The following is an 11791-nucleotide window of genomic DNA, read 5'->3' on the forward strand; positions in this document are numbered from 1 at the left end:
ACAATTTTTTTGGGGTGCCCCCAAAAAACTTTTCTTAAAATTGACTATATTTTCTTGATGAGCTAGATGAGCTAGGCCTATCGTCATAAATGTCGATAAGGACAGTTCCGATTAATCGATTAGCTGATTCACTCACTAGACCGTTCAATCTGTTGCCTGAATGTATTCTTTCCATCAGTTGGTTAAACGCCTTGTAAGATGTTTTTAGAAAGATCACCTTGAACACATTTTTCAATTAGATTTTGTATTTTCTTTTGTTTTCAATGTGAAATGGATGTGGGCCTTATTGATTTGCCTCCAGAAAAAGTTTTTGTCGTAAAGAACATTGTCACAAAAAGGCAGTCAATATGGACTTTATCAAAAATCCATTCGTACAAATTACTATTTATAATTAATCTTATAGGAGGATATATGCTTAACGTTCAGAACATTGTTTATTTTTATGACAAAAAAAATACGGTTCTAAACAACGTAAGTTTTAATTTAAATAAAGGAGAACTATTAACAATTGCTGGCCCCAATGGAAGTGGAAAAACAACGCTTATTAAGTTAATAGTAGATTTACTTAAGATTCAAGAAGGGTCTATTTTCATTAATAAATCTTTCCATGATAATCCATCGGTTAAAAAAGAAATTATATATTTATCTAGTGAGGATTTTTTACCGGATTTTTTAACAGGTAAAGAATATATAGAAATGATATGTGATTTTTATGATACACCGTTGGATAAAGAAAAGTTATTTCGTTTAGTAGATTATTATTCTTTAGATTCTAAATTAGATCAATTGATAGAAAATTATTCTCATGGAATGAGGAAAAAGATTCAATTAGTTAGTGCATTTATGATTAACAATAAAATTATTATTATAGATGAAACATTGAATGGTATAGATGTGGAAGCAAAAGAAGCAACCAAACTATTATTTGAACAATACAAACGACGTGGTGGTTCCATAATAATGTGTACCCATGATTTAGAATTAGTTGAAGAGATAGGATATAGGGTGTTACTCATAAATAATGGTGTAATATACATAGATGATCTTATTGAAAACATTCTCAAGACTGGTTCTAATTTAACAAATGTTTTTAAAGAGCTTATAGATTATGAGGGCATGAAAAATGAAATTGAAAAATATTTTTAATTTACAAAAGCTATATTTCCTATTTATTTTAAGAAGAATTCTAAGTGTGGGTATATTAAAGGAGAAAATATTTAAAGCTTTCATCTTTATTGCCACAGTAGTAACTATTACGGTAACCACATTTTTTCTATATAATTTTTTAGATGACACCGATGTTTCCGAACAAATGAACTTTATATATTTTATTATTAAAATGCAAGGTGTAAATATTATCGTTTGGACGATGATTATATTCGTTCTTACTAGAATGATTTTCTTGAAAAAAGGGAATTTCTTAAAAATAACAAATCAGTTGCCAATTACACATAATGAAAGAAATAGTTCATTTATTATTTTTGAATTGCTTATGTCTTTAACTATTATTTTTCTAATTAGTATCGCCGTTATTATTGCAGTAGTATTACGCACTAACTTTCAATATATTCCTTTACTAATTTGCACAATTTTTTTTACGAGTCTAACAGGGTATTTATTATTACAACTGATTAATTCCATAATCATATACGTATTAAATTTAATTAAATTAGAAAAAGTAAGTGCACTCGTTTCAATTCTAAGTTTTATTGTTATGTTGGCAATATTATATCTAGATATAATGCAATCTATAAATAATATAAACTTTAAAACTGGAGAATTTAATCATTGGTCCCAATTTTACATAGAATTGTATAGTAATTATGGATTTATTGTTACATCCTTAATTTTTGTAATAATCATTTTTGTACTATTGTTCATTCTTTTTTATATTCCTAATAATTTCGGATCAGAAGATAATCTATATTTAAAAATTAAAAAGCCTACTAAACTTAGACTAACTATGTTTAATTTGTATATTTTACAAATATCGAGAAGAGTGGAAAACATAACAACTCTTATAATTGCATATTTTTTATCGATTTCTTTGCTTATTCTAGATATATTGAATCCGTTATATGCCATGTTTTTAGTTACTACATCAGGACTGTATATTTATACTCAAACTGATTCAATTAGAATAAATTACTATAGATTTAACTATAGTGCAATTAAAGATTATATTAATCTAATTATCAGTCAGTATCTATACATATTAATAACTTCATTACCAATATTGATATTAGGGCTTATTATAAATAAAGGTAACGTTAATCTTTATGATACTTTAATTATTTTTGGTCAATTACTTTTAATCATTATACTTTCAACTTTGATTGGAATTCTATTCCCGGCAAAAAAGGACAATCCATTCTCACCTATTATTGGATTTTTAATAATCGTAATAATTTCAGGATTTATATCATTAATATTACAATTCTTAAATTTTTAAAAACTGTACAATAGCATATTAATGATGATTTTATATATTTTCGTTATATACATAAGTTGTTTGGGATTAAAAAAACTAAAGGAGGAGTTTTTACATGAAGATAGTTAATATTATCATTGGAACTCTAGTGTCAGCTGTGATAAGTACGGTAATAATCTTAGTAATTAGTTTGATCAAGCTGATGTTTACTCATGATGAAATTGGATATACAACATCATTTTTCAATTCGTTATTTGTAAAAGTCGATGAAAATACCGACGGCTGGGATTTATATACAACTCTAGGGGTGAATACCGATAATTTAACACCCATTATTTTAACAATTATCTTTTTTTGGTTTTTCTATTTAATTTTAACTAAGGTCTATATAAATAGAAAAAAGAAAAGAGAAAATGTAAAGTAAAAGATTATGGTAGATAAAAAAATAAATATTAATGCTATCACATTTATTAACGTAATTAAGTACGTTCTAATTTATATGAAATGGTGCAATTATTTCTTTATCCTTTTCTTTATTGTTTCATTATTATTATTTTATATAAAAGTTAACATTATTTTATACACGTTAACCTATCTTTTAGGTGGAATATTATCAATTAGTATACATGAGTATATGCATATATTATTTATAAAAAAAATTACAAATAACAGTCATATTAGAATAAAAATTAGTTCCAATCATTTTAGTATAATTCCTTGCGATGAAATACATGGATTTAAATCCATACTTCACCGAATAGGATCAGCTTTTATTCGCAAAAAGTATTCAACTAACATCTATCATTTTGGTTCAAATTGGCTCAAGTAAGATCATTTTGAATCCTTTTTCATACACTTCCATCAATTTATAAGCGTATAAAAGATTGATATAAAAGGATTCCAATGGATTAGGTTTACTTAGAATTCAACTGTATATTTCTCAAAAATTCGAGACTTCTCGTTGATACTTTTTTCTGCATCCTTGGTTCCATAGATAGTATATTTTGAATAAAAAATATTAAGGGGGGAGTATTCGAAAACAAAAAAGTCAACGGAATTTTTTGTTGCAGCCTCTTGTACATCATGGAGCAGTTCAGCATCACTTATCCCTTTTTGAGGATATATAGTTGTATTTGGATACTCATTATAAAAGTTATTCAATCGAAACATATAACTTTCTCCGATAGCTGATTACCGCCAATGAAATGTACCACCAGTGACATAGTTTTTACCACCCAACGCCACAAAGTTTACCAGCAAGCGCCAAGTATATTACCACGTTCAACCGTGCCTTTATATAATTAATGAGCACACCGCCGGGTGTGACATTATTATATGGAGGTATTTTTTATGATTCATTATCGAAAGATATTGGAATTACACGATGAGGGAATCAGTCTCAGGGGCATTGCCGCAAGCACAGGCAACTCTCGTCAAAAGGTAACTGTGTAATGCCCCCCTTTGTCAAGACACAAGAAGATAAAATTTAAGTTATGTCTTTTCTCTCCTTTCGCTCTGAAGGTAGTGGGGGATCGATGAAGGCTTGACATGGAGCCTCTGCGGGCATGATTCTCCTGCCAAGAAGCCAGATGTCACAACATCGACATCGCCAACCAAGGCTATCATGCTCGCCGCTCCATATAAAGCCTCGTGTCACGTTCGAAATCACATACTCGGGCAAGATGAGGCTTTTGGTAAACCTTCCCCGGTGTTTTATACTCCAGCGATTGATGTGGACGATCGGCATTATAGAATGTCACATAGTGACGTATGCCTTTCCGCAACTCTCTGGGATTCTCATAATCATTGAGATAGATATTTTCATACTTTAAAGATCTAAAGAATCTTTCTGTACGGCTGTTGTCTGTTGCTCGTCCCTTGCCATCCATAGACACTAGAACATTATGTTCTTCCAATAGTTCCAGGTAGTCGGGATTGGTAAAATGGCTGCCTTGGTCGCTATTGACAATGTTCGGCGTACGATCCCGTAATACTCGCCTGAGACAACGGATAACAAACCCTTTTTCTAGTGTGCTGGATAACTCGTAATCTATCACTTTTCGGCTGAACCAGTCGATAATGATAAATAGGTACATAAATCCCCGGCCCATACGGATGTACGTAATATCCACGCCCCACACATGGTCAGGACGGATAATATCTAATCCACGGAGCAGATAAGGCCGGCAGTACTTGGCATGAAGTCGCTTACTAAGGTTAGGCTTAGGAAAGATGGCTTGAATCCCCATAAGACGCATAAGACGGCGTACGCGTTTCCGATTTACATCATATCCTTTCTCGCGTAATTTTGCTGTCATGCGTCGGTAACCAAAGTAGGGATGGTCTGTATAAATAACATCAATCTCGTGCATGATTTGAATATTTTCCTTGCTCTCCGTTTGTACTTTTGGTTCTCGATACACACTTGTACGATTGATGTTTAATAGTTCAGCCTGACGCTTGATGCTGATGGTTGGATGATCATGTTCGACCATTCCTTTACGCTCATCAACGGTATTATTTGAGGCCAGATTTTTTTTTCAGCCAGTCAACTTCAACTGTTAACTGACCAACTAATTTTTCCAAGTTTTCTTGTTTGGATTCATATTCTTTCCGAACTTTATCCACCTCGCTCGGGCCTTTCTCAAAGACCATTGAAGAGCGTTCTAAAAACTCTGCCTTCCAACGGCTGACCATGACTGGGCTTAGTTCATATTTGGCGGCTATTTCATTGACAGTTTGCTCTTCTCGCAATACTTCAAGAACCACCTTAGCTTTAAATTCTGCGGTATATCGATTTCTTTTTTTCATGGCACCATTATAACTTATTTATCAGGTTTCTGTGTCTCACCTTATGGGAGCATTATAACTGAGGCCATCCGTATTGCCGAGAAGAAGGGGTTGGTCTGTCCTTTAGAGGAAGAAATGACGGATCAATGGATTGAGGAGTTTCTCTTTCCTGAGAAAACGTTAGAGGCATCAGGCCGACAACCGTTGGACTTTGATTACATTCACGAAGAGTTAGCCAAGCCCAATGTGACACTTTCGCTCCTTCATCATGAGTATGAAGCTAAATGTCGGGCAAACAATAAAATTCCGTACTCCTATCGAAGCTTTTTGCGTCATTACAGTAGATACGCAGATAAGTATAAAGCAACTTTGCGCATTCGCAGAAAACCGGGAGAAATCATGGAAGTTGATTGGGCAGGATCGACATCCTTTGTCATCGATAGGGATACCGGGGAGAAAATAAAGGCGTATGTTTTCGTTGCGACCCTTCCGTGCAGCCAATTGTCGTATGCGGAAGCAACCTTATCAATGGATTTGCATTCCTGGATCACTGCACACAACCATGCGTATCAATATTTTGGCGGCACCACACAAATCTTAGTGCCGGACAACCTTAAAACAGGTGTGATAAAACATACTGCCCGTGAGTTGGTTTTAAATCCTACATACAGGGAAATGGCAGATTACTATCATACGGTGGTGATGCCTGCACGGGTTCGTACTCCAAAAGATAAGGCAAGCGTTGAAGGCTCCGTTAACACTATTTCTACCTGGATTATCGCTGCATTAAGAAATACGCACTGTTTTAGTATTGATGAATTGAACGAGGAGGTCTGGAAGAAATTAGATGAATTCAATCATCGTCCCTTCACCCGTAAAAAAGGATGTCGCTGGTCGGCATTTGAGGAAGAGGAGAAATTCGCGCTTTCCCCTCTCCCGTCAGTGCCTTACAAAATGTCTGAATGGAAAACGGCGAAAGTACGTCCTGACTATCACATCTCTGTCGAAAGTATGTTTTATTCAGTTCCATATGAATATATCAATCGACAAGTTGAAGTGAAACTCTCAGATAATCTGGTTGAGATTTTTTTCAATCATATGCGGATTGCATCTCATAAACGATTATATGGGAAGTTTGGCCAGTTATCTACTGTCCGTGATCATATGCCTGATAACCACAAGTTATTTGTGGATCAAACCCCAGAGGCAGCATTTGAATGGGCTGAAAATATAGGGGAATCAACCTTGAATGTTGTTCAATACATTCTGAGTACTTCCCAAACAGAAAAACAAGCTTTACAGTCCATATTTACGTTAAAGAAGTCGGAGCGTCGTTATACAAAATATGAAATTGAACGTGCATGTAAAATGATCATTTCTATGACAAAAAGACCCACGGTCAAAAGCATTCAAACGATTCTGAAGAACAACAAAAAGAATGACGCCGAGCAAGAATTAAAACGTAAAACGGAAATCAGCGAAAATAACTATGGCTTCACACGCGGAGCATCTTATTATGGGGGAACGGATCAATGATAAATGAACAAACGTTAACAAAATTACACGAATTAAAATTGAGTGGTATGGCAGAAGCCTATAAAGAACAAGCGTTGAACAAGGAATTCCAAAAAATGAGTTTTGAAGACCGTTTCTCTTTACTTGTCGACTTGGAACATTCCCGCAGGAGGAGTAATAAGCTGCAACGCTTAATCAAAACGGCCACTTTTATAAACCCAAACGCCTGTATTGAAGATATAGAGTATCACGAAGATAGAAGATTAGATAAAGATTTGATTTTGAAACTCGCTGGTGGTGCCTATATCCATGATCATCACAATATCATATTGAAAGGCCCGACTGGTACTGGTAAATCATATTTAGCCAGTGCATTCGGAGTATCGGCCTGTCGCCAATTCTATAAAGTGAAATACATTCGCTTACCGGAATTACTGGATGAACTGTCACTTGCAAAATTAGCTGCAGACGGAAGCTATCGGAAATGCATCAAAAAATACACAAAAGTTGGTTTACTCATCCTTGATGAATGGCTACTGACAGATTTATCAACTGATGAAGCTGCAATACTGTTGGAAATCGCTGAAGCACGCCATAAGGTAGCTTCCACTATTTTCTGTTCACAAATCGACCCTGCCGGATGGCATGTAAAACTGGGGAATGAAACGATCGCAGAGGCTATTTTAGACCGTATTATCCATGACTCCTATCAACTTTTAATAGATGGGGAAGTCTCTATGAGAGAGCGCCATGGATTGGGAGGAGCCAAATGATCCCAATAGAAGTGGAAAACCGTATAGCCAAGTATTTTTTACACATGTTTTTGCCTGTTGATGTGCTGATTAAGATTGAAGACAGGCTGTTACCCGCCTGCATATGGACCAAGGAAGAGGATTTAGACCATGATGAGCTCGTTCGTTGGGCAATTGATATTATGGATCGGCAATTGGAGAATAAGAGATTAAGATAGGATAAACAGCCATTGGAACGAACTCTGTTCCAATGGCTTTAAATTATTTTATACTTTACCAAAAATGGCTCTCTGTCCCGCACTTACTGGCACAATTATCCGCAATATACCAATCTGGTAAACTTATTGGCGTACACTGGTAAATTCCTTGGCGTGAAGTGGTAAATAACATGTCATTGGTGGTAAAATTTGATGGCTGTAATCAATAGCTAGTAAGGCAACGAAAGTTAAAACAAAAAATGACTGCATACTTAATTATTTTCAAAACTCCGCCACTCATTTCTACTCAGTTTTTTACCTCTTATTGAAACCTTATATATATCGATAATTATAAAGGTTCCAACCATCCGAATTCGATGGTTGGAACCATTTCTGTAATTATTTTTGGCTAGTTATGTCCCAGTCCCTCATCTCACAACGTCCAACACATTTATATAGCAAAACAAATGAATCATCATTAGTCATTGTCTTTTGTGATAATCTTTCCCGTTTCTGAATCAACTTTTATTTCTACTTCATTTTTGCCCGTTTGGATTTCAATCTCGTAATAACCGTCTTCTGGATCAAACTCTGAGCCCTCAACTTCACCAGGCGTGTCTTTGACAGCAACAGCGATGGCATCTTCCATTGAGACTTTTGCTTCCTTATTTGTTACAGGTTCGTTATCATGATCGTCATCTTGATCTACTTTGATGACATTTCCTGTTTTTGCATCAATATCGATATCGACTTTACGGCCTTTCTCATCACTTATTAATTCAATTTCATAGATAAGGCGGCCGTCGTCCTTTTCCAATTCAATTTCTTTTAGTTTTCCACCTGCTTCATGTAGCGCAATCTTTTTCGCTTCATCCATAGAAATGGCGCTTCCTGTATTCTCGGGATTTTTGTCACCGGCTATGGAATTGGCTCCAACCCCTATCGCGCCTCCCAATAACACCACCCCGGCTATTCCTGCAAACAAAATGTTTCGTTTTTTCATGATCTAAGTCCTCCTTTTGTCTTTCTGATACTATCGTAAGGTCCAAAGATGAGGACTCCCTTATAATAAAATGAGAAATTGATGAGAAATGACTCATCATATGTTAATCATCCCAAGTAATAGATAGAACTTCTCCCGTAATGCTATGAATTTGAACAGTTGCTTCTTGATCTTGATCACTTTCAATCTCTACTAAATAATACTTCAAGCCATCCGATTCCTTCAAATCCACATCTTCCACTTTGCCCTTTACTTGTTGTAAAGCAATGCCGGCCGCATCCTGTTCAGTGATGCCATTGCTTGTTTTGCCACTAGACTCCACAATGCTTCCGGTTTGGGCATCCACCTTTATTGTTTGATTCGACTGGCCATCATTCAAAACCGCATAATAAAAGTAGCGGTCCCCTTCGCGCTTTTTTTCTAACCGGTTGATTTCTCCTCCATATTGATCATGAATGATTTCTTTAATTTTATCTTCAGGCAGAGTTTGTTCATTGGGAGCTTCCGCTGGTTCCGGATTTTTCTGGTCGACTTTTAAAATGTCTCCATCTTTCCGTTGAACATAAATATCATAAAGCCCCGATTTCGTCTTAATGGTAAACAAATATGCTTCATTCGTCTCGCTGACTTCGGTAATATCTCCGCCATACATGTCTTGTACAATTTCTTTTGCTTCCGCTATAGTTAACGAATCTGCAGGCTTTAGTACATTGAAGAAAAGCCACAATAGGAAGCCAAGGAAGATAACGGTGGCAATGACGATGGGGGTTGGGCCTATTTTAACCTTTTTCATTTGGATCTCTCCATACGTTTTTTCCTATTATACCTGTTGTTGATGAGAATTTAATGAGAAGCAGGCATGTCCAGCCAAACTTGCGCTGTTGTTCCCTTTCCTGGCTCGCTTTCCAGCTTTACGTCGGCATGAATTGCGGCTGCCAGTTCCTTGGCAAGCGGGAGTCCCAAACCAAACCCGCCTGTTTTTCGCGCCCTTGACTGCTCCACACGATAAAACCGGTCGAACACTTTAGAAAGTTCCTCTTTGGGAATCCCCATCCCAAAGTCAATCACTTCAATGAGAGCCTGATGATGGCGAATTTTCACGTTCACTTTTATTTTTTTGTCACTATACTTTTGCGCATTGTCCAAAAAAATATATAATAACTGTTTTAGTTTTTGCGGGTCGGTAACGACGGTTGCATCCGCTTCTATAAACAGTTCTATTTCCCGTTTAAACCCTTCCCGAAAAGATTTGATTGATTCTTCCACAAATCCCTTCAAAGCGACGTTTTCCATTTCAACGTTCCACTGTTCATCATGCTTGGCCAATAATAGGAGCTGTTCAATCAAATTTCTCATTCTATGGGCTTCTGAATGAATCGCCTCTACTGATTCCTCAAACAGTTCAGGAGTATTCTTACCCCTCCTGAGCAAAAGGTCGGCATAAGCTTCTATAACAGTCAGCGGTGTTTTTAATTCGTGGGAAGCATTTTCCACAAACTGCTCCTGTTTTTGGTAATTAGCCTCCAGTTGCGCAATCATGTTATTAAATGTTTCTCCCATTTGATAAAGCTCATCTTTCGATTGTTTTGGGAGTTCAATTTTTTTATAACGGCCGCTTTCTTGAATCTCCTTCATTGTCCGAGTAAGTGAGGCAATGGGAGAAGTGATGAAATTGCTTAAAAGGCGGGACGATAAAAAGACCGGAATGGACGCCAGCAGCATGGCGGCAATTAAGACGGCCCGCAAAGTGTTTAAGTTACGTTCAACCGCGCCCATGCTCTCGGCCAATTGCAGCTTTACGACCTCGCCATCACGCCAAATCATGGGAATGGAAACAACTGCATAGGGAGTGCCGTTAAACGTCATGATTTTCTTTTGTTCATCCTTCGTAACCTTCCCGATTTTCTTTCTGAGTTCACTTTGTTCGGCTGTTGTGACAGAGGCAATCCGTGACCCATCCGCAGTAACGACTTGGAGCATGCCATTTGCCGGGACATAAGCCCTTAATAAATCATCGGCTGGAATGGACCCTTTTACCCTGTTGATTCCTTTAACCGTTTGCTTCGCCTCTCCTGTAACTCTTTCCAGCGCGCTGTCATATAACATTCGGCTAAAAGAAAAATAAATCGCGCTATTGATGAGCAGTAATAACACAATAAACATCGCGGTAGAAAATAAGTTGATTTTACTTTGTAATTTCATTGGCTGTCCTTTAATACATAGCCTACTCCCCGAACCGTATGGATGAGCGGCTCATGATATTTTTTGTCCACTTTATTTCTTACATAACGAATATATACGTCAACAATATTTGTATCTCCCAGATAATCATATCCCCAAACCCCGTTTAACAACTGCTCTCGATTTAAAACCTGGCGGGGATGCTTCATCAAAAAGGCCAGCAGATCAAATTCTCTTTGTGTCAAATTAATCGGTTCCTCCCCTCTTTTTACTTCTCTGGATAATTCGTTTAATTTTAATTCTCCAACTTGTATCCATCCTTCACTGACATGATCATTGGTCATCCGTCTGCTTGACCTCAATGCAACCCGTACTCTTGCAAGCAGTTCTTCCATTTGAAACGGCTTGGTTACATAGTCATTTGCGCCCAAATCCAGCCCCGATACTTTATCTTCCACTGAACTTTTCGCAGTCAGTAATATGATCGGCGTTTGCTTGTCGCTGCTTCTGATTCGCCTCAATATCTCGATTCCGCTCATTTCTGGAAGCATAATATCGAGGATGACCAAATCCCATGATTGTTCCCGAAACATCCTTAAACCGTCTAGTCCATTAAAAGCTTTTCCAATGTCGTAACCTTCAAAAGACAGTTCCAGTTCAATCACGCGAGCTATCTTCTCTTCATCTTCAACGATTAGTATTGCAGACTTATCCATATGCAACCCTCTTTTTTATTGATTGACAAACTCCCCAAACTTTACATTATGATAAATAAAGAATGTAAGTCTTGTAAAAAACATACCGAAAAAATACCGTTTTGAAAAGTCCTGGCAAAGGCCGACAAAGTAAAGTGCCCTGTTATTCTTTATCATCAAGCTCGGTAAAACCGCCAATGACGCAACCTCGTTTCAGGAAATATTTA

At 36.6% G+C, this 11791-nt stretch carries 11 protein-coding genes; 6 read left to right on the forward strand and 5 right to left on the reverse strand.

Annotated features, from left to right (window positions below):
• Positions 1-411: 411 nt before the first annotated feature.
• From MHB50_RS09290 to MHB50_RS09300, 3 genes are all read left to right on the forward strand, one after another.
• Positions 412-1146 carry an ABC transporter ATP-binding protein gene (locus MHB50_RS09290; protein ID WP_077113035.1) on the forward strand — a complete coding sequence of 245 codons (735 nt, stop codon included), beginning with the start codon at positions 412-414 and terminating at the stop codon, positions 1144-1146.
• Positions 1124-2452, forward strand: a complete 1329-nt coding sequence (locus MHB50_RS09295; protein ID WP_340085183.1) for a hypothetical protein — start codon at positions 1124-1126, stop codon at positions 2450-2452. Before MHB50_RS09290 ends, MHB50_RS09295 begins: the two co-directional genes overlap by 23 nt.
• Positions 2453-2546: 94 nt before the next feature.
• Positions 2547-2855: a hypothetical protein gene (locus MHB50_RS09300; protein WP_077113033.1), complete on the forward strand. Its 309-nt coding sequence runs from the start codon at positions 2547-2549 to the stop codon at positions 2853-2855.
• Between the two features lie 1198 nt (positions 2856-4053).
• Here the strand turns inward: MHB50_RS09300 and MHB50_RS09305 are convergent.
• Positions 4054-5242 (reverse strand): IS3 family transposase gene (locus MHB50_RS09305; protein ID WP_340085184.1). Its coding sequence is split into 2 segments (ribosomal slippage): positions 4054-4971 and positions 4973-5242, totalling 1188 coding nucleotides; the frame shifts between segments, so codons are not numbered across the junction.
• 114 nt (positions 5243-5356) lie between these two features.
• Here MHB50_RS09305 and istA point away from each other — a divergent pair.
• Genes istA through MHB50_RS09320 form a run of 3 tightly spaced genes read left to right on the forward strand, consistent with a single transcriptional unit; the run spans position 5357 to position 7706 of the window.
• A complete protein-coding gene (gene istA / locus MHB50_RS09310) occupies positions 5357-6757 on the forward strand; it encodes an IS21 family transposase (RefSeq protein WP_340085319.1) in 1401 nt (466 codons plus the stop codon).
• Positions 6754-7509, forward strand: coding sequence for an IS21-like element helper ATPase IstB (gene istB, locus MHB50_RS09315; protein ID WP_340085185.1), 756 nt, complete (start codon positions 6754-6756; stop codon positions 7507-7509). Before istA ends, istB begins: the two co-directional genes overlap by 4 nt.
• On the forward strand, positions 7506-7706 hold the full coding sequence (locus MHB50_RS09320; RefSeq protein WP_340085186.1) for a hypothetical protein: 201 nt from the start codon (positions 7506-7508) through the stop codon (positions 7704-7706). The genes istB and MHB50_RS09320 overlap by 4 nt, the downstream gene beginning before the upstream one ends.
• Before the next feature lie 457 nt (positions 7707-8163).
• On the opposite strand, the gene MHB50_RS09325 is transcribed toward MHB50_RS09320, so the two are convergent.
• From MHB50_RS09325 to MHB50_RS09340, 4 genes are all read right to left on the reverse strand, one after another.
• The gene (locus MHB50_RS09325; RefSeq protein ID WP_077112053.1) at positions 8164-8688 is read right to left on the reverse strand and encodes a PepSY domain-containing protein; all 525 of its coding nucleotides are present in this window, start codon (positions 8686-8688) and stop codon (positions 8164-8166) included.
• A gap of 103 nt (positions 8689-8791) precedes the next feature.
• The gene (locus tag MHB50_RS09330; protein WP_077112055.1) at positions 8792-9481 is read right to left on the reverse strand and encodes a PepSY domain-containing protein; all 690 of its coding nucleotides are present in this window, start codon (positions 9479-9481) and stop codon (positions 8792-8794) included.
• 50 nt (positions 9482-9531) lie between these two features.
• Positions 9532-10890, reverse strand: coding sequence for an ATP-binding protein (locus tag MHB50_RS09335; RefSeq protein WP_077112057.1), 1359 nt, complete (start codon positions 10888-10890; stop codon positions 9532-9534).
• Complete coding sequence (locus MHB50_RS09340; protein ID WP_339163373.1) at positions 10887-11585, reverse strand: response regulator transcription factor; 699 nt, start codon at positions 11583-11585, stop codon at positions 10887-10889. The genes MHB50_RS09335 and MHB50_RS09340 overlap by 4 nt, the downstream gene beginning before the upstream one ends.
• Positions 11586-11791 lie beyond the last annotated feature (206 nt).

This window comes from Siminovitchia sp. FSL H7-0308, assembly GCF_037980985.1.
Classification (GTDB): Bacteria; Bacillota; Bacilli; order Bacillales; family Bacillaceae_C; genus Siminovitchia; species Siminovitchia thermophila.

What these genes read in the sequence shown, in the direction of transcription:
- MHB50_RS09290 (WP_077113035.1), top strand. Translation starts at nt 412, where the DNA reads ATGCTTAACGTTCAGAACATTGTTTATTTTTATGACAAAAAAAATACG.
- MHB50_RS09295 (WP_340085183.1), top strand. Translation starts at nt 1,124, where the DNA reads ATGAAATTGAAAAATATTTTTAATTTACAAAAGCTATATTTCCTATTT.
- MHB50_RS09300 (WP_077113033.1), top strand. Translation starts at nt 2,547, where the DNA reads ATGAAGATAGTTAATATTATCATTGGAACTCTAGTGTCAGCTGTGATA.
- istA (WP_340085319.1), top strand. Translation starts at nt 5,357, where the DNA reads ATGACGGATCAATGGATTGAGGAGTTTCTCTTTCCTGAGAAAACGTTA.
- istB (WP_340085185.1), top strand. Translation starts at nt 6,754, where the DNA reads ATGATAAATGAACAAACGTTAACAAAATTACACGAATTAAAATTGAGT.
- MHB50_RS09320 (WP_340085186.1), top strand. Translation starts at nt 7,506, where the DNA reads ATGATCCCAATAGAAGTGGAAAACCGTATAGCCAAGTATTTTTTACAC.
- MHB50_RS09325 (WP_077112053.1), bottom strand. Translation starts at nt 8,688, where the DNA reads ATGAAAAAACGAAACATTTTGTTTGCAGGAATAGCCGGGGTGGTGTTA.
- MHB50_RS09330 (WP_077112055.1), bottom strand. Translation starts at nt 9,481, where the DNA reads ATGAAAAAGGTTAAAATAGGCCCAACCCCCATCGTCATTGCCACCGTT.
- MHB50_RS09335 (WP_077112057.1), bottom strand. Translation starts at nt 10,890, where the DNA reads ATGAAATTACAAAGTAAAATCAACTTATTTTCTACCGCGATGTTTATT.
- MHB50_RS09340 (WP_339163373.1), bottom strand. Translation starts at nt 11,585, where the DNA reads ATGGATAAGTCTGCAATACTAATCGTTGAAGATGAAGAGAAGATAGCT.